Source organism: Winslowiella arboricola (assembly GCF_025527015.1).
In the GTDB taxonomy this organism is placed as follows: Bacteria; Pseudomonadota; Gammaproteobacteria; order Enterobacterales; family Enterobacteriaceae; genus Erwinia; species Erwinia arboricola.
Genome location: NZ_JAODIM010000043.1, coordinates 1,030,786 through 1,050,398 on the forward strand (window position 1 = coordinate 1,030,786; position 19,613 = coordinate 1,050,398).

Annotated in this window: 8 protein-coding genes; 6 read left to right on the forward strand and 2 right to left on the reverse strand. The window is 54.7% G+C overall.

Features of this window, described 5'->3' with window-relative positions; genetic code table 11:
• Positions 1-97 precede the first annotated feature (97 nt).
• The 4 genes from N5923_RS22285 to N5923_RS22300 all read left to right on the forward strand — a co-directional run bounded on the left by N5923_RS22285 (position 98) and on the right by N5923_RS22300 (position 14,918).
• Positions 98-7,192: a Tc toxin subunit A-related protein gene (locus tag N5923_RS22285; RefSeq protein WP_267144606.1), complete on the forward strand. Its 7,095-nt coding sequence runs from the start codon at positions 98-100 to the stop codon at positions 7,190-7,192.
• A gap of 49 nt (positions 7,193-7,241) precedes the next feature.
• A complete protein-coding gene (locus N5923_RS22290; RefSeq protein ID WP_267144605.1) occupies positions 7,242-11,591 on the forward strand; it encodes a SpvB/TcaC N-terminal domain-containing protein in 4,350 nt (1,449 codons plus the stop codon).
• Positions 11,588-14,524 (forward strand): RHS repeat protein, encoded by a 2,937-nt coding sequence (locus N5923_RS22295; RefSeq protein ID WP_323372754.1) that lies wholly within the window; start codon positions 11,588-11,590, stop codon positions 14,522-14,524. Before N5923_RS22290 ends, N5923_RS22295 begins: the two co-directional genes overlap by 4 nt.
• A 190-nt stretch (positions 14,525-14,714) precedes the next feature.
• Positions 14,715-14,918, forward strand: a complete 204-nt coding sequence (locus N5923_RS22300) for a hypothetical protein (RefSeq protein ID WP_267144604.1) — start codon at positions 14,715-14,717, stop codon at positions 14,916-14,918.
• On the opposite strand, the gene N5923_RS22305 is transcribed toward N5923_RS22300, so the two are convergent.
• Complete coding sequence (locus tag N5923_RS22305; RefSeq protein WP_267144603.1) at positions 14,888-15,418, reverse strand: O-acetyl-ADP-ribose deacetylase; 531 nt, start codon at positions 15,416-15,418, stop codon at positions 14,888-14,890. The genes N5923_RS22300 and N5923_RS22305 overlap by 31 nt on opposite strands.
• Positions 15,419-15,519: 101 nt before the next feature.
• Between N5923_RS22305 and N5923_RS22310 the strand changes: the two genes are divergently transcribed.
• The gene (locus tag N5923_RS22310) at positions 15,520-16,689 is read left to right on the forward strand and encodes a glycoside hydrolase family 1 protein (RefSeq protein WP_267144602.1); all 1,170 of its coding nucleotides are present in this window, start codon (positions 15,520-15,522) and stop codon (positions 16,687-16,689) included.
• On the opposite strand, the gene N5923_RS22315 is transcribed toward N5923_RS22310, so the two are convergent.
• Positions 16,671-16,844, reverse strand: a complete 174-nt coding sequence (locus N5923_RS22315; RefSeq protein ID WP_267144601.1) for a hypothetical protein — start codon at positions 16,842-16,844, stop codon at positions 16,671-16,673. The two genes, N5923_RS22310 and N5923_RS22315, sit on opposite strands and share 19 nt — an antisense overlap.
• A gap of 743 nt (positions 16,845-17,587) precedes the next feature.
• Between N5923_RS22315 and N5923_RS22320 the strand changes: the two genes are divergently transcribed.
• Complete coding sequence (locus tag N5923_RS22320) at positions 17,588-19,582, forward strand: putative bifunctional diguanylate cyclase/phosphodiesterase (RefSeq protein WP_267144600.1); 1,995 nt, start codon at positions 17,588-17,590, stop codon at positions 19,580-19,582.
• The last annotated feature ends 31 nt before the right edge of the window (positions 19,583-19,613 follow it).

Consider the following 19,613-nt stretch of genomic DNA (forward strand, 5'->3'; position numbering starts at 1 on the left):
TAATGCTCTCTGAACGCCCCCTGCCCCCGCGCGGATCCCTACGCTGGCCTGTTGGTGTGCTGGCAACCTGATTAAACCATTAAAGAGGGTAAGCCAAATGTATCGTACTGATGAAGTACTGGAGAAACTTAACAGCAAACTTAAACGCCAGTCAGCAGTCACGCTACCCGATATTATGATCCGCTCCTCGCCGGAGGTGACAGCACTGGTCGGAGATAGCCTGACATGGGGCGAAGAAAATTTCCTCTACCAGCAGGCGCAACAAGCCCTCAAAGATAACACCTTCAGCGAAGCGCGGATTTTAAGCCACGCCAACCCGCAGCTGGCGCACGCGGTTCATCTTGCGATCCAGCAGGACGCCGGGCAGTTGGGCTATGATCAACTGTTTGGCGGCCGCGCCAGTAACTATGTCAAACCCGGCTCAGTGGCCTCGATGTTTTCGCCCGCCTGCTATCTCACCGAGCTCTATCGCGAAGGGATTAATCTGCACGCAGAAAATGCGGCATATCGCCTCAATACCCGGCGCCCGGATCTGGCGACGCTGGTGCTGTCGCAGCGCAATATGGATGATGAGGTTTCGACGCTGACGCTCAGCAACCAGCTGACGCTGGATATCATCAGTAAAAAAATCAGCAAAACGCCGGAAGAGGTGCGCAAGCTGCTCGCCAGCTGGCGTTTTTCCAGCGCCACGCCTTTTCATTTACCGTTTACCACCGCCCATCACAGCATGCTACTGCGTGATGAAACACTTGCACTGCTACAGCGTAATGCCGGCGTCATTAAGCCAGCAGGCGCCGAGGCGATGCTGCGTATTGCCGCGGGCATCTCACCTGAGTTATACAGTATCCTGACTGAAACAGTGAGTGCGACCCCCACCCCGCAGAACTTTACCGACAACTTTGGCACTATCCCAATCGAGACCTTCCGCAACCCCGTCCTGCTGGCGCGTTATTATGAACTCACTGAAGAGCAACTGACGGCATGCTATACGGTGATGCGCCAGTATAATAATAATTTCGACCCGTTGCAGATCACCACATTCGCTATGCTGCAACTCAACAAGCTTATCCGCTTCAGTAAAGCTACCGGCATGGCAGTGACAGATATCTGGCGTGTGGTTGCCAGTAACAATAATCAATTCAATATCACCGATGCGATAATCAGCCAGTTGCTGCGGATACAATACTATCGCCGGCATTACGCGATTAACGTATCTGAGGCGTGGATCCTCTCCGGCGCCGCCATCAGCAAAATCAGTGAGGCTGATCAGCCCGGTCAGTTTGACCAGCTGTTTAACCGGCCATTGCTGGACAATCAGACATTTTCAGATGACAACGCTGACGTGGAGCTAACCCCCGGCAACGTCACCGACACCTTTCGTTCCGGCGTGCTGAAACGCGCCTTGCAGATAAGTGACAGCGCGCTTTATCTGTTATGGGCGCTGGTGGAGGGCAAACCCAGCCCGGCAACCTTCAAAAACACGCTGGCAAATCTGTCTGCGCTGTACCGCGCGCGTTTGCTGGCCAGCATTCACCATCTGAGCATTATCGAACTCAGCGCGTTACTGTCGATCTCCCCGAGCTGGTCAGGCCGTGCGTTGGGCAGCCTGAACACTGAGGATCTGTCCAGCCTGGTCAGCTTCGTTGAGCAATACACCCGCTGGCTGCAGGCAAACCAGCTAACCGTCAGCGATCTGTTCCTGATGACCGCCAGCAGCAGCACCAGTACGCTGACACCGGAGATCAGTAACCTTATCGCCACGCTGAACGGCCTTGCCGGTCAGAAGCTTGACCGCGATAACGCGCTGACGCTGGCCGCCCCCTATATTGCCGCCGCGATGCAACTGGATTCCGCCGATAGTGCCCGCGCCATTCTGGCCTGGCTGAACGGCCTGAAACCGCAAAACCTCGACGTGCTGGCGTTTCTCAATCTGGTGCTTACCAACCCGCAGACAACGCAGCTGGCGCCATACTGCCACGTGCTGGCTCAGCTGGTATTGATTGCACGGGCGCTGAAGCTAAGCAGCAGCGAATTATTGCTGGCAGTGACACAGCCAAAAATGTTTCAGAGCGCTGAGGTACTGCCACACACTATTGTCACGATGCGCAGCCTCGCGCGTTTTCATTACTGGTTACAACAGTGCCAGACTTTAGCCAGCGAGGTGCTGACCGCATTAAGCGGCAAAACGCTGACGCCAGCACTGCTGGCTCAGGCGCTGGGCCTTGATGAACAATGGGCGATACAGGCACTGAATCAGGTCAAAAAAGACGCCGTGACCTTCAGCAGCTGGACTGAAGTGGACGAAACGCTGCAGTGGCTGGATATTGCCGCCACGCTGGCTATCTCGCCGGCAGAAGTCGCCAGACTGCTGGCCAGTTCGGCTCCGGTGCCAGCCTATGACGACTGGAAAAAGATCGCCACTGCATTGCAGACCGGGCTGAACAGCCAGCAAGCTATTCAGTTACAGCACACGCTGGATACAACCAGCAGTGCGGCATTCAGCGCCTGTGCTATCCAGAATAAAACGGTCACGCCCGCCTGGGTGGTTGACCGCAATCAGCTATATAACTATCTGTTAATCGATAATCAGATCTCCGCGCAGGTGAAAACCACCCCGCTGGCGGCAGCGATTGCCAGTGTGCAGCTGTATATCAACCGCGCATTAACCGGCCAGGAAGACGGCGTGGTTAATGCAGTACGTTCACGCAACTTCTTCCAGCTCTGGGACAGTTATAATAAACGTTACAGCAGCTGGGCGGGGGTTTCCCGGCTGGTCTGCTATCCCGAAAACTACCTTGACCCGACCCTCCGCCATGGTCAAACCGCGATGATGGATGAAATGTTGCAGTCCATCAGTCAGAGCCAGCTGACCAGTGATACGGTGGAAGACGCCTTTAAAACCTATATGACGCGTTTTGAACAGGTGGCGAATCTGGAGGTGGTGAGTGGTTATCACGACAATAACAGTATTAACAGCGGCACCACTTATCTGGTGGGGAAATCCGTTACCGATGAGAGCTATTACTGGCGCACACTCAATCAAAACCTGTTCGATGCGGGGAAGTATCCCGCCAACGCCTGGCGCGAATGGCAGGAAATCACCACTGGCATGCAGGCAAAAAATAATCTGGCGCGGCCGGTGGTCTTTAATTCGCGGCTGTATATTGTCTGGCTGGAAGAAAAAGAGATAGCTGATGCCGATGACAGTAATAGCACCAGTCGCATCACCAGCCATGAGCTGAAATATACCTTTATCCGCCATGATGGTACCTGGAATATTATCAGCACGGTAAAACTCTCTGATTATTTTAAAGCTAACGATCTGGCAAAAATTGACGTAATGGGGATGTATTGCTCCCGGGATGAAACCAGTGGTTCGTTAATTGTCCTTTTCTATGAGCTAAAAGCCAAAGACGATGAAAATAAATCCACGCCTGCCATTGGCTTGCTGATTAATACCGACCATTTCACTACCCTCCTCAGCAATCCTGGCGCTTACCGGACCGCAGTGTGGCAACAGTTTGATACCACCGTACAAAAAAAGATAAATCAGCCTTATATCTTAAATTACTCGGCACCCGCCACTGTGACCCTAAAAAGCGTCACTATGGAAACCAATTTACTGGCCACTCTTTCGCAAGGCCGGGTATATAATTGTAAAATCGCCGCCGGCAGCCAGGATAATAGCTTAACACTGACATTTGACTGTGATCTCAGGGTGGTCTTCCAAAGTGTGGTTAGCAAGTATGACATTACCTGCAACATATTGAAAAATCTCGCCAACAACAACATGGGCGATAGCTTCTATATTTACGAATTTTTTGCGCTGGATAGTGGCAACAGTTCCGGCCGACGCATTTATCCCGTGTACCACCTGAAACAGAACAGCATGAGCAGCGGCAGGACCCTGGTGTATCGCGAGGCCTCCGCATCAGGTCTGGAAGTAAAATGGCCAGCATTAACCCCGGCTAATACTTTCACCTCAAGCAGCACTGCACTTTACGTCGCGCTGAATCAGGATAAATATCCTGATGGTGATGCCCTGATGAATGCGAATATATTTCTTAATGACAATAATAAGTCTGCCACCGTGGCATACGGCGGCTGGAAACTCAAAACCGGCTTTGCAGCGTCTGAAATTAAAATCAGGGCAACGGCAGGCAATACAAGAAAAGACTTTGATGCAAAACAAGATATTGAGGATAAAGGACAGGCACTGCCAGCACAGCAATTTTCCGGCACCATTTATCCCTTCCGGGGGCTGAAACTGGACATTCCCCTCTCGGGGTTTGTGGATGGCAAAGCCGAGGTCAGTTTCAGGCTCACCATTGAAATGAGCGAGTACCATAATGTAGTCATTGCGATGCAAACGGGTTCACTGACGATTAGTCAGCAATTAGACCTCCCCCCTTTCCTGATTATTAAGGGGGAGAGAGGTGAACAGTATCTGCAAAATGGCCCCTGGCGCACGCGGATAAATACCCTGTTTGCCCGGCAGCTGGTGGCGAGAGCCAATCGCGGGCTGAATGCAGTGCTCTCCATGGAGACCCAGTACTTAGCCGAGCCGCAACTGGGGCCAGGAAGTTATGTCCAGGTTGATTTTGGCCGTTACAGCAGTTCGCTGCACGGCAATGGCAGCTATCAGCTTTACTACGTCGGCGGCGCAGATAACATCGGCTCCGGGCGGTCTTTACATCTTTGCGCTGCAGGCAAGTTGTCTGCCGACCGTACCAACAGCCTGACCTTGTTCCTGCCGTATAACACCGCGAAAACCGGTGATGAGAAGGATATTATTTATCTCGGCGTAATCTATTCAGATGCCAACCTCACCAGCAGTTATACGACCATGCAGCAGTTTAAATACGATGCTAATGCCGCTAAGTTTGTCGCCGACGCCGGTAATGCTGGCCGAACCCGAGGGCTGACCACCCGGCTGTTTGAGACGATGGATAGCGAACCGATGGATTTTAGCGGCGCCAATGCGCTCTATTTCTGGGAAATGTTTTATTACGCGCCGATGATGGTGTTTCAGCGCCTGTTGCAGGAGCAACGTTACGACGAAGCGACGCGCTGGATAAAATTTATCTGGAGTCCTGAAGGTTACCTGGTGAATGGTGAACCTGCCGCTTATCAGTGGAATGTACGCCCGCTGGAAGAAGATACCACCTGGAATACCGACCCACTGGACGTGATCGACCCGGATGCAGTTGCGCAGGCGGATCCTATGCACTACAAAGTCGCCACCTTTATGCGCACGCTGGATCTGCTGATTGCCCGCGGCGACACAGCGTATCGCCAGCTGGAGCCAGACACGCTGCAAGAAGCAAAAATGTGGTATCTGCAGGCGCTGGCTATTCTGGGCGACGAGCCCTTCCTGACAGAGAGTATCCGCTGGTCAAATCCGACCCTGCAAGCCGCAGCGGCGCAGACCCTGCAAACCCTTGCCATACAGGCGATGCTGACAGTACGCCAGGAGACATTGCCTGCGTCCTCAGCTTCCACCAGTAGTCTTAGCACACTGTTTTTACCGCAGCTCAATGAGAAACTGCAGGATTACTGGCGCACACTGGACCAGCGCCTGTTTAATCTGCGTCACCACCTCTCCATTGATGGTCAGCCGCTCTCGTTATCTCATTATGCCGCGGCGGCGGAGCCCGCTGCGCTGCTCAGTGCGGCGGTCACTGCCGCCCAGGGTGGCGCGGCGCTGCCACCAGCGCAAATGCCGGTTTATCGTTTCCCCGTCATCCTCGAACGCGCCAGAATGCTGGTCAACCAGCTTAGCCAGTTCGGCGGCGCGCTGCTGTCGATTATCGAACGCCAGGATGCGGAGGCGCTGGCCGAGCTGTTGCAAAATCAGGGCAGCGAACTGGCCAGACAGAATATCGCCATGCAGGATGCGGTGATTGACGAAATCGCCGCAGAGCGCCAGATGCTGCAACAGAGCCGTGCGGGTGCGCAGTCACGCTTTGAGAGTTACGCCACCTTGTATGAAGAGAACGTTAACCGCATGGAGAAAGAGGTAATGGATCTGTACGCCGATTCATCCTGGTTCTCGATGGGTTCCAGCACCACCTATACCGCCGCCGCCATCGCCGATGCGCTGCCCAATATTTTCGGTCTGGCGAACGGCGGCGCCAGCTGGGGCGCTATTCCGCGCGGTGTCGGCATCGGGCTGGAAATTACCGCCACGGTGAAACGCATCAGCGCCGAGAAAGTCAGCCAGTCTGAGATCTATCGCCGCCGCCGCGAAGAATGGGAGATCCAGCGCAACAATGCCGAAGCGGAAGTGAAGCAGATTGATGCGCAACTGGAAACGCTGGTGGTGCGACGCGAAGCGGCGCTGTTGCAGAAAACCTGGCTGGAAACCCAGCAGGCGCAGACCCAGGCCCAGCTGCAGTTTCTGCAGAATAAATTCAGCAACCGGGCGTTGTATAACTGGCTGCGCGGCAAGCTGGCGGCGATTTACTACCAGTATTATGACTTGTCCGTATCCTGCTGCCTGATGGCGCAGGAGAGTTATAAGTGGTCGTTAAACGTCGGTGATGCCGAAGCCAGCTATATCAAACCCGGCGCATGGCATGGCGCCTGGGCGGGGCTGCTGGCGGGCGAAACGCTGATGCTTAATCTGCTGCAAATGGAACAGAGCTATCTGCAGAGAGAGGAGCGGGAAAAAGAGGTGGTGCGTACTGCCTGTCTGACTGCGCTTGATGACAAACTGGCGGACAAAATCAAAGCGCTGATCGCGGCAGATAAAGAAGACACCAGCGGCAATCCGGCGCTGACCAAAGATAAACAGTTGCAGCTCGCACTGAAACTGGCTGATTTACAGATCCAGAACGATTATCCGGACGCGCTGGTGGGTAAAACCCGGCGAATCAAACAGATCGGCGTCACCCTGCCCGCGCTGGTGGGGCCTTACCAGGATATTCGCGCCGTGCTGAGCTACAGCGGTGGTCGCGCCAGTTTGCTGCCGCGTGGCTGTAATGCGCTGGCGGTCTCACAGGGCCTGGATGACAGTGGTCAGTTTCTGCTCAGCTTTAACGACAGCCGCTGGCTGCCGTTTGAAGGGATCCCGGTAAATGACACCGGAACCTTTACCCTCAGCTTCCCTGACGCCAGCAGCAAGCAGAAAGATCTGTTACTGAGTCTGAGCGACATCATTCTGCATATTCGCTACACCATCGTCAGCTAAACGCGTTTTTCTGCATCTGGCTCCCGGCGGAGCCAGATGGGAGGTGATAATGCAAACCACCGAACCGTTGCGCCTCAACCCCCCATCACTGCCCTCCGGCGGCGGCGCGATTACCGGATTAAAAAGTGATACTCCAGTAGCCGCCCCTGATGGCGGCGCCAGCCTGAGCATTCAATTTCCCGTCAGTGGCGGGCGCGGTTACGCCCCGACGCTGGTGCTTAACTACCATAGCCAGCGCGGCAATGGCCCTTTTGGGATGGGCTGGGATCTGGATTTGCCGTCAGTGCGGCGGCGGAGTGACAAGGGCGTCCCGCTGTATGATCTGAGCGATGAGTTTATCGGGCCGGATGGCGAGGTGCTGGTTGCGGTACAGACCAGCAGCGGTGAAGAAAAACGCTCTGCCAGTAGCTTACTGGAAGGCTCAGAAACGCTGGGGAAATTTATCGTGCGCAGCTTTCGCGCGCGGAGTGAAAGCGATTTCAGCCGTCTGGAATACTGGACGCCAGACGGCGGCACAGGAGTTGACTTCTGGGTGCTGTACCGCCCGGATGGCCAGGTGCACTTGCTGGGACGAAACCCCCAGGCACGTATCTGGGATCCACAGAACCATGCACATACTGCCGTCTGGTTGCTGGAGTCCTCTGTCTCACCCGGCGGTGAGCAAATTTATTATCAGTATCGCGGTGAAGACAATAAAAACTGTGACGCTGCCGAACTTAAGGCTCACCCTGATGCCGGGAGCGTCGCAGAGACCGACACTGACAGCAGAGCTTATGATGGCGCGCAGCGTTATCTGGTTGCCGCTTACTATGGTAATAAAAAAGCCGCACGCAGCTTACCCGCACTGACTGAACCTTTACGCGAGTATGACTGGATATTTGTGGTGAAAATTGACTATGGCGTGCGCGTCACCAGTAAAGAAAGCCCGCCCTCCTGGCAACGGCCGACCTATGGCGACTGGGCGTTGCGCAAAGATCTCTTTTCCCGTTATCAGTACGGTTTTGACCTGCGCACACGCCGCCTGGCGCGTCAGGTGTTGCTGTTTCATCGCATCAACACGCTTAAAGGTTCCAGAAATGAAGGGGAGCCGCTGGAACTGGTTTCGCGCCTGTTGTTCGATCATAACGAAAATGCCTCGTTAACCACCATCAGCTGGCTACAGCTGATGGCCTATGAACAGGGCACGCGCACCCTGCGCGTGCTGCCACCTCATGAATGTTTCTGGCAGTCGTTTGAGAATCCGACCAATCCGCGCTGGCAAACGCTGACGCCGGGCGGGCTGAGTCCGTTGCAACCCTGGCAGCTGGTGGATCTGAATGGTGAAGGGATGGCGGGTATTCTCTATCAGGACAACGGCGGCTGGTGGTATCGCGCCCCCGAGCGGCGCGCGGGCAATGATCCTGATGCCGTCAGCTGGGGAGACGCCACACCGCTGCCCGTTATCCCCGCGGCGCGCGCGCGCGGTACGCTGGCTGACCTGAATGGCGACGGTTATCTGGAATGGGTCATTACCGCCCCTGGTATTGCCGGTCGCTATGAGCGCACGCCTGAAGATGGCTGGCTGCACTTTACTCCCTTATCGGCACTGCCGACGGAATATCACCATCCCCGCGCGCAACTGGCGGATATCCTCGGCGCCGGTCTGAGCGACCTGCTGTTAATCGGACCGCGCAGCGTGCGGCTGTATGCTGCTCAGGGCGACGGCTGGGCGGGCGGCAAAACCGTGGTTCAGTCTGCGGATATTATGCTGCCGGTTCCCGGCGCGGATGCCCGGGTGCTGGTTGCCTTTAGTGATATGGCGGGCAGCGGGCAGCAGCAGCTGGTGGAAATCCGGGCGACGGGAGTACAGTACTGGCCCAATCTCGGCCATGGCCGCTTTGGCCACGCCATTGAGATGCCCGGCTTTAGCGTCAGTGATTTTAACCCTGACCAGCTTTACCTCGCGGATATAGATGGCAGCGGCACTACCGATCTGATTTATGCCCGTAGCGACCAGCTACAGATCTGGCGTAACCAGTGCGGTAACCGTTTTGCCCCTCCTTTCGCGGTCCGTCTGCCAGCAGGCGTACGCTATGACCGTACCTGTTATCTGTATCTGGCGGATATTCAGGGGCTGGGCGTCGCCAGTCTGCTGCTGACTATTCCCCACCCCACTCCGCGTCACTGGCTATGCAACCTGTCGACGGCCAAATCCGGGCTGTTGATTGGCATGACAAACAATATGGGCGCGCGCCATCGTTTCTTTTACCGCAGCTCCGCACAGTTCTGGCTTGATGAAAAAGCGGCGGCGGTAGCGACCGGCGCCCCGATTCCCCCCTGTTACCTGCCGTTTGCCGTGCATTGTCTGCAACGAGTGGAGATGCAGGATGAAATCACCGGCAACCTGCTGGTAAGCAGCATTCGCTACCGCCATGGCGCCTGGGATCGTCAGGAGCGCGAACTGCGTGGTTTTGGCTGGGTAGAAGTGAGTGATTCCGACACCATTGCCGCCGAAGGCTCAGCAAAAGAGATCAGTATGCCTGCGGTACAGCGCAACTGGTACGCCACCGGTTTGCCTGCGCTGGATAAACAGCTGGCAAGCGAGTACTGGCAAGGCGATAAGGCGGCGTTCAGCAGTTTCACCCCGCGTTTTACCGAGGGTAGCGGCGATAGCGAACAGACGATCGAGGCCGATGAACACAACGCATTCTGGCTCCAGCGCGGACTACGAGGGCTGCTGCTGCGCAGTGAACTCTATGGCCGCGATGGCAGCCACCAGGCCACTGTGCCATATAGCGTTACGGAGAATCGTCCGCAAGTGCGGCTGGTGCAAAGCAAAGGCAAATATCCGGTGGTGTGGCCTGCGGTTGTTGTGAGCCGCACTTATCTGTATGAGCGTATCGACAGCGATCCGCAGTGCAGTGAGCAGCTGGGCTTAACCTGCGATGAGTATGGCCAGCCGCTGCGCCAGCTGACTATCCACTACCCACGCAGGGCGCGTCCGGCGACCAATCCCTGGCCGGAGAATTTACCGGCATCGCTGTTTGCCGACAGTTTCGATGAACAGCAGCAGTGGTTACGGCTACAGCTGCTACAGAGCAGTCAATATCACCTTAGCAATCTGACCAATGGCATCTGGTGGCTTGGGCTGGCCGACCGCAGCCGCGGTGATGTTTATCTCCATCCTGCCAGCGCGGTTCCCGCTGGCGGTCTCACCCTCGAGCTACTGCTGAAGAACGACAGCCTGGTGGCGCCGCAACTGCCCTCGGTGCTGACGGGCCAGCAACAGATCTGGTATTTCAATGCGTTGTCCCAGCCCTCTCCCCGCGCGCCCGGCTTCCCGCCGCGCGTTGCCTTTATGGAAACCGCCGGACTGGATAGTGAGATGGTCAGCGAGCTGGCAGGTAAGGTGACGGAAAACAATTTGACGCAGGCGGGCTGGCAACAGGCTGACTATTTATTCCCGCGCGACAGCGAGAAGAATAAGAAACTCTGGGTAGCCCGCCAGGGTTATCTCAACTATGCCGCGCAGGATCATTTCTGGCTTCCCGTGTCGTATCAGGAAACCCTGCTGACCGGCAAGATCACCGTCACCCGCACCGCTTTTGATTGCGCGATTAAGCAGCTTACCGACGCCAGCGGACTCACGGTCTCCGCCGAGTACAACTGGTACTTTCTGCAACCCTGCCGGATCACGGACGCCAATGATAATCAGTATTCGGTGACCTTTGATGCACTGGGACGGGTGACAACGATGCGTTTTAGCGGCACCGAGAACGGCCAGCAGAGCGGTTACAGCAGCGCCAGCGTGACGATCCCGGTCAGCGCCAGCGATGCCTTTGAACTGGGTAAAAAAGGCCCGCTGGCGGTAGCGCAATGCGTTGCTTATATCGCTGACAGCTGGTGGTCAACCACGCGCCAGGCCGGGGCTAAAATGCCGCCACATGTGGTGATCCTGACCACTGACCGCTATGACAGCGATCCGGCGCAGCAAATCCGCCAGCAGGTGATATTTAACGACGGTTTTGGCCGCGTATTACAGGTTTCCACCCGTCAGGAAAACGGCGCGGCATGGCAACAAAATGACGATAACTCGCTCAGCACAGACAGTGAAGGCCTGCCGCTGGTAGTGAATACTCCCCATCGCTGGTCGATCAGCGGACGCACAGAATATGACAATAAAGGCCAGCGAGTGCGTCAGTATCAGCCATTTTTCCTTGATGGCTGGAAATATCTGCGCGACGACAGCGCGCGCCGGGATCTGTACGCCGACACCCATTATTACGATGCGACTGGACGCGAAACCGACGTAAAAACGGCAAAAGGCTGGTTGCGGCGGCGGCTGTATACACCCTGGTGTGTGGTCAACGAGGATGAAAACGACACCGCAGCGGAAATCGAACAGGAGACGTCGGAATGAGCAGCCCGGATTACAGCCTTTACCGCGATACGCCCGCGGTTGCCGTGCTGGATAACCGTGGACTGACCGTGCGCGAAATTGCATATCAGCGCCATCCGGATAAACCCGGCGAGACGGATATCCGCATCGCCCGCCATCAGTTTAATGCGCATGGTTTTCTCACGCAGAGCATTGATCCCCGCCTGTTTGCGTTACAGCAGAGCAACAGCAGCGTTAAACCGAACTTCAGTTATCTGACCGCCCTCAGCGGCGAAGTGCTGAAAACCACCAGCGTGGATGCGGGTGCCAGTATGGCGCTGAATGATATCAATGGACGCCCCCATCTTGCGATCAGCGCCAGCGGTGTGGTGCGCAGCTGGCAGTACGAAGGCAATACCCTGCCCGGCCGTCTGCTGAGTATCACCGAACAACCTGCCAGTGGCAGTGCGCAGATTGCCGAGCGCTTTGTCTGGGCAGGCAAAACGGACGAAGAGAAAAAATACAACCTGGCCGGTGAGTGCGCGCACCATTACGACACCGCCGGTCTTGAACAGGTCACCAGCATCGCCCTGAGCGGCACGCCGCTGTCAGTCACCCGCCAGCTGCTGCCGGATAACAAAGAAGCCGACTGGCAGGGCGCAGATGAAAGCGCGTGGAAAGATCTGCTGGCGGCGGAATCCTATACCAGCCGGAACAGCGCTGACGCCACCGGCGCACCACTGACCAGCACCGATGCACGGGGCAATATCCAGCGGCTGGCATATGATATAGCCGGTCAGCTGACCGGCAGCTGGCTGAAGCTGAAAGGCGGCAGTGAGCAGATTATCGTGAAGTCCCTGACCCGCTCCGCCGCCGGACAGAAGCTGCGTGAAGAGCACGGCAACGGCGTGGTAACAACCTGGAGCTACGATCCGCAGAACCAGTGGCTGACCGCCATCAAAACTGAACGGCCCGCCGGGCATCGCGCCGGGGCGAAGGTATTGCAGGATTTGCACTACATCTACGACCCGGTGGGCAATGTATTACAGGTGACCAATGCGGCGGAAGCCAGCCGCTTCTGGCGCAACCAGAAAGTGGTGCCCGAAAATACTTACCGTTATGACACGCTCTATCAGCTGGTATCCGCCAGCGGAAGGGAGATGGCCGACCGCGGCCAGCAGTCCACCACCCTGCCAGCAGCGAAGGTTCCCTTACCGGTGAATGATAACGCTTATGTCGCTTACACCCGCGGCTATACCTATGACCGCGGCGGCAATCTGACGCAGATACGCCACCATGTTCCGGCCACCGGCAACGGCTACACCACTGACATCACCGTCGCCAGCCGCAGCAACCGCGCGGTACTGAGCAGCCTGACCGAAGACGCGGAGAAGGTGGATGCGCTGTTCAGCGCAGGCGGGCAGCAGAAGCAGCTGCAGCCGGGCCAGAACCTGAACTGGACGCCGCGCGATGAACTGCGCAAAGTGACGCCGGTGACCCGTGACGGTCAGCCGTCCGACAGTGAAGTGTATCGTTACGATGGCGGCAGCCAGCGGATAATCAAAACCACCACCCGGCTGACCGGCAACAGCAGCAACACCCGACGGGTGGTCTGTCTGCCGGGGCTGGAGCTGCGCACCCTGAAAAACGGCGATACGCTAAAAGAGAGTCTGCAGGTGATTAACATCGGTGAAGCCGGCCGGGCTCAGGTGCGGGTGCTGAACTGGGAAAGCGGGCTGCCGACCGGCATCAGCGACAATCAGTTGCGCTACAGCTACGATAATCTGCTCGGCAGCAGTGAACTGGAGCTGGATGGCGACGGACAGATTATCAGTCAGGAGGAGTACTATCCGTATGGCGGCACCGCGGTCTGGAGCGCACGCAGTAAGGTGGAAGCGGAGTATAAAATCATCCGTTACTCGGGTAAGGAACGGGATGCCAGCGGGCTGTATTACTATGGTTATCGCTATTATCAGCCATGGGTTGGGCGGTGGTTAAGTGCAGATCCTTCAACAACTGACGAACTTAATCTGTTTTGCATGGGCAGGAATAACCCTGTGACGTTCTTTGACAACGGGGGATTGATTCCTGTTGCGATAACACATCAGTCTGAAAAACAAGGCTATATTTATAGCCCACTTAGATCATCCGATATGGTGATACAAGCATTAGGAAAAAATATCACCCGCTATAATAAAGGGAAATCATTATATCCAGTTATTGTTGCTGATACGAATGCATTGCTGGAATTTGAAAAAAACATCGTCCTCGAAACATTAAGTATAAATGAACGCATCAGGGGATTACGGGAACCCATCCAAAATATTGAGTCACGATTAAGGCAGGGCGGTCTGTTTACACAAGAACGATTAATAGAATTTATCACCCCTAAAATGTATAACGAAAGCATGCAAAAAATTGCCACATTATCTAATCAACGAAACGTCCTGAACAAAATGAAAGTTATAAACAACAATGAAGGAAAAGCATTAAGAAACCTTTCATCAGAAAAGGACAAGCTCTATATTCTGGGACATGGATTGAGTGGCTATGATTTGCTTGGTGCTGATGAAAACCTGACACAGGGTCTTATCACATCGGAGTCTCTTGCCATGCAGTTAACCGCCGGTCATCTCCCAGCAAATTTTAAAGATATACGCGTTACCGCCTGTTACAGTGCTAACGCTACTGCCCCGGTATCCTTTACAGAGGAAGAATTGCTCAGAACAAGCAGTGTTTTTAAAGAGAGAACTGTAGGGTGGCGTAGTCTGTTTGGTCTGTTAACCACAGAAACTGCACCATTTGCGCTTTCATTAAGCAGGGCACTCAAACGCAGAGGTTTTTCGCAAGTAACGGTCACCGGCTATTCTGGCGCAGGGGTCGTTTTTAGTCAGTATCAATATCAAACCCGCAGAATTCAGGGTGTTGCTGATGACCAGCGTAGTTCAGATAAAACCGTGAGATTAAAATTCTAGAACATCAGAAATATTTTTCCCGCAGCCTTGGTTATTCAGGTAACAATCTATTTATTAATACGACGGACAGCTTAAGTACGGAATTAACGCTTACCAGCAACCATGCCGGGGGAAGCAGACCCATAAACAAGAATACATATGCCATTTAACACGCATGATTTTCTCACGCAGAGCATTGATCCCCGCCTGTTTGCGTTACAGCAGAGTTAAACCGGACTTCAGTTATCTGACCGCCCTCAGCGGCGAAGTGCTGAAAACCACCCGCGTGGATAAGGGTGCCAGTATGGCGCTGAATAATATCAACGGACGCCCGCATCTTGCGATCAGCGCCAGCGGTGTGGTGCGCAGCTGGCAATACGACTCTTATTGCTGCCATTGCGCCAGCAATTTCTGATACAACGTAAAAGTTTGCTCATCAAAGCAAACAAAATAGACCTGGTGCGGCTGGTCATGCAGGCTAAGAAATTCACTCACCGTGGCGAACGTCGTTTCAGCCGCCTGCGCTTTAGGATAGCCATAGACACCGGTGCTAATCGAGGGGAAAGCGATAGTGCTGATAAGATGCTCTTCCGCTAACAGCAGGCTATGGCGCCAGGCACTGGCGAGTAACGCCGCTTCTCCCTGCCCGCCGCCCTGCCATACCGGTCCGACAGTGTGGATCACCGCCTGCGCCGACCATTTTCCCGCTGAGGTGATTACCGCCTGTCCGGTCTGGCACTCGCCGTGGCGCGCGACTATCTCGCGGCAGGCGGCCAGCAATTCAGGTCCTGCGGCGCGATGAATGGCGCCATCCACTCCGCCACCGCCCAACAATGAATTGTTGGCAGCGTTAACAATCGCCCCGACCTGCAGACGCGTAATATCACCATGTATCACCCGGATACGATGCTTCATGCTGGTTCCTTATGGCGACTTGATGAGTCACAGGCAAAAAACGTTCGCCGCTACATTTAGTCTAGACTTAGCGAAGCAACCCGCTACCGGAGGAGCGTCCTATGTCCTTGCCACCACAAAGTTCGCCACCACAGCGCCATGATCCACAACTATTCCGCAGTTTTTTCCAGGGCAGCTTCGCCTGCTCCACCGCCTGCCGCAGTGAAGGCAAGCGGGTCGATCTGGTCAGCAACAGCGGTCACGATATGCTGCTGGATAAAGACTATGCGGCGCTGGCCGATCACCATTTGCTGACCGCCCGCGACGGCGCACGCTGGTATCTGATTGAACAGCAGCCGGGCATCTACGACTGGTCAACCTTTACCCCGATGCTGCATGCCGCCGAACAGCATAATATTGAAATGATCTGGGAGCTGGCGCATTTTGGCTACCCCGCGCATATCGATATCTGGCAGCCCGCATTTATCGACAGCTTTGCCCGCTTTGCCCGCGCAATGGCGGAGGTGATGCGCGATGAGGGTTTCAGCAGGCCATTTTTTACCCCGGTAAATCAGATTTCGTTCTGGTCATGGGCTGGCGCTGATGTCGCCTGGCTTAATCCCAATGCCAGCGGACGCGGCAAACAACTCAAACAGCAGCTGGTGCGCGCCAGCATTGCGGCGATGGATGCGATTCGCGAGGTGTTACCGCAGGCGCGCTTTGTGCTGACCGATCCGCTGGTGCATGTTGCCGCCGCCGATAATTCCGCAGCAACCCGACAGGAAGCTGAATACCAGCATCTGGCGCAATTTGAAGCCTGGGATATGCTTAGTGGCCGTCTGCACCCGGAACTGGGCGGTAATATGCGTTATCTGGATATTATCGGCGTTAATTACTATCCCGATAACCAGTGGTTTATTAATGGCGATCGGCTGCCGCCGGAACATACGGCTTATCGTCCGCTGCATCAGCTGCTGGCCGAAGTATGGCAACGCTATCAGCGCCCTCTGCTACTGGCGGAAACCGGCGCTGAGGGTGATGCGCGGACTGGCTGGCTGCGTACAGTGATGGAGCAGGTTAATATTGCGCTGGATAATGGCGTCGGGCTGGAAGGTGTATCGATCTATCCGGTGGTGGAGTATCCGGCATGGGCTGACGATCGTCGTTCACCCGGGGCACTACTGGGTTTACCGGACCCGAACGGCAATCGCACCGTTTATGAGCCACTGGCGCTGGAGCTGCGCAGTCAGCAAATTAAAAGGTCCGGCAATACTCAGGGCCGCACCGTCTGACTCTGCTTTGCATAGCAAGACTGGGTATCGACAGGCTGTTCAGGTGGACGGCGAACGTCGGAAAGCCAGGTCATGGCGAACAGGAAGATCACGCTAATCAGGCAGGCAGAGAGTAAACCAATCAGGGCAATTAGCTTGTCATCTCTGTTTTCCATTATTCTGATCTCCTTTCATGACTGTAATCACGTTGCTGACAGGATTATGTCATCCACAGCGTGATCATCAGGACGAAGATTATAAGTGTAAAAGAGGTCACTGCAAGTACCACGATAGCAAACTGCGCATCATCAAGCGGTATCCGCGGCTCTTTTTCTGGCTCAGGTGGTGTGATATTTTTCATTTTTTCGTAGCAAGTAACAAGCGCATAATTTAACAAGCGACTTCAGCTGCCATAAACTTAAGTCGGGTAGATCTCTGATGCGAACAAACGAACAGTAAACCGCGTCTTTTTTGCGCGGTTGAAAGTAAGAAACATTAATATTTTTATCACTTCAGGCCACAATTTGCGGCAAATTATCGCCTGACTTTCGCGGGCTACTTTACCATATCGCCACCATAAAATAACCTGCAAATTGATTTTGCTGGATTATTGATACGTTCCGGAAATGTATTGACTGAAAAAGGGACTATCAAGTGCGCTTAACTATCACGCTACGCAGCAGATTGATGCGTCAGGGTGATATTTTTCCTGAAATGATGTGATAAACGCAGGATTAGCAGGCACAAAATAGTGCGTTTAACTATTTGTGGGCCAGCTCATGCTGTTATCTGCAGCACGCATAGACTAAATCTGAAAAAGTGCTGATAATAGCGCGAAAAAAACACTCACTTTTTCTTCCTTCGCTCCCGCCGGTAACCATGGTTTAACATGCATCGATACCGTATACCTGAAGATAGCTTGCTTATTTTCGAACAGATTATTGAACACAGCACTAATGCTATTTTTCTTGTTGACGGTAATCATCATCTCTCTTTTGCCAATCGCCATGGCGAAATCCTGTTTCATCGTCTGATCCGCAACGGACAACTGGAAGCCGCGCTAACCGGCGACCAGAAAGTGCTGGATATCAATGATGAAAACCGGCCGCGCTTTATTCGCGCCCACTGCGTGATCAGCGATGGTCCCGGCAAACCGCCTCACCATCTGTTTATTGGCACCGATATCAGTGCCGAACTGATCGCCCAGCGGGAAGAGTTTCATTTGCGCCGCCGTCTGGAGCAGACGCTGGAGATTACCGAGGAAGGCTTCTGGCTGTGGAACATTAGTGACGGCGCAGTATCACATAACCATTTTTTCAGTCGCATCTTTGGCTTACAGGATGGCGAACTGCAACATCATGAGCGTGATATCTTCTGCCTGATTCATCCCGATGATTTCGAACGCTATTCTGAAACGCTGCAGCAACACCTGCGCGGCGAAACGCCGATGTTTAACTGTGAATATCGTCTGCTTAATGCTCAGCAGAAGACGTTGTGGGTGCAGAATCACGGCAAAGTGGTACGCCATAGCGACGACGGTAAGCCGGTTGAGATGCTGGGTAAGGTCAAAGAGATCACCGAGAAGAAGCAGCGTGAGCAGGAGATGCATAATCTCGCCTGGCACGATCCGCTGACCCAACTGGATAACCGGCCACGTTTTTACGACAAGCTGGAACAGGCGCGCCAGAAAAGCCTCAACAGCGGCGAATATCTCGCCCTGCTCTATCTCGATCTTAATCGTTTTAAAGAGGTGAACGATACCCTTGGCCACGGCGCCGGCGATACCCTGCTAAAAGAGGTGGCGCAGCGTCTGCGCCATACCGTGCGCGGCGACGATGCGCTTGCCCGTCTGGGTGGTGATGAGTTTGCCCTGCTGATCGGCAATCTCGGCAGCAATCACAAGGAAGCGAAAGCGCGGATGACCATTCTGGTGGGCCGTCTGCTGGAAAATATCAGCCGGGATATGGCGCTGGATAATACGGTGGTCAATGTCACCACCAGCATGGGTATCTACCTGTTTAATCAGGATCGCAGTTCGGTGGCCGAGCTGCTGCATAAAGCGGATTTGGCGCAGTATTTCTCCAAGAAAAACCAGCGCAAATGGATGTTCTGGTCACCGCAGCTGCATGAAGAGCAGAGTCAGCGCGATGCCATCGAAACCGGATTACGCCGTGCGCTGGATAATGGTGAATTCTACCTGGAGTACCAGCCGCAATATTCACGTGGCGGCGAGGCCACCAGCCTGGAAGCGTTATTGCGCTGGCAGACGCCGGACGGCAGGATTATCTCGCCCTCGACATTTATTCCGATCGCCGAAAATTCCGGGCTGATCCTGAATATCAGCGAATGGGTGCTGGAACAGGCCTGTGCGCAGCTGCGTAACTGGCAGAATCAACCGCAACTCGATAAGCTGGGCGTTGCGGTAAATATCAGTCCTCGCCAGCTGAAGCGCGCGGACTTTCTGAAAACCGTTGAACGCATCGTGCTGCAAAGCGGCATTGATGCCCGTCAGCTGAGCTTTGAACTTTCTGAAAACGCACTTACCGAAAATATGCCGGATACCCAGCGTAAGCTCAGTGCGCTGCGCGAGATGAATATCAATATTGCCGTGGATAATTTTGGCACCGGCATGGCGTCGCTGACCGGTCTGCGCCAGCTGGCCATCACTGAGGTGAAAATTGATCGCTCGTTTGTGCTGCAGATGGCGCAGAACAGTGATTTTATGCTGACCATTCGCGGCATCGTGGCGATGTGCCAGGCATTAAATATTAATATCGTCGCGGAAGGGGTGGAGAATTCACAGCAGTTCAGCACGCTGTCGGCGATGGGTTGCCACCGCTTTCAGGGCTGGCTGTTTTCACGCTCGCTGGCGCCGGAACTGCTGCACGCGGTATTGCAGCACCGACAGCGATAAAAAAACAGCGGAGGGTTAGCCACCCGTCCGC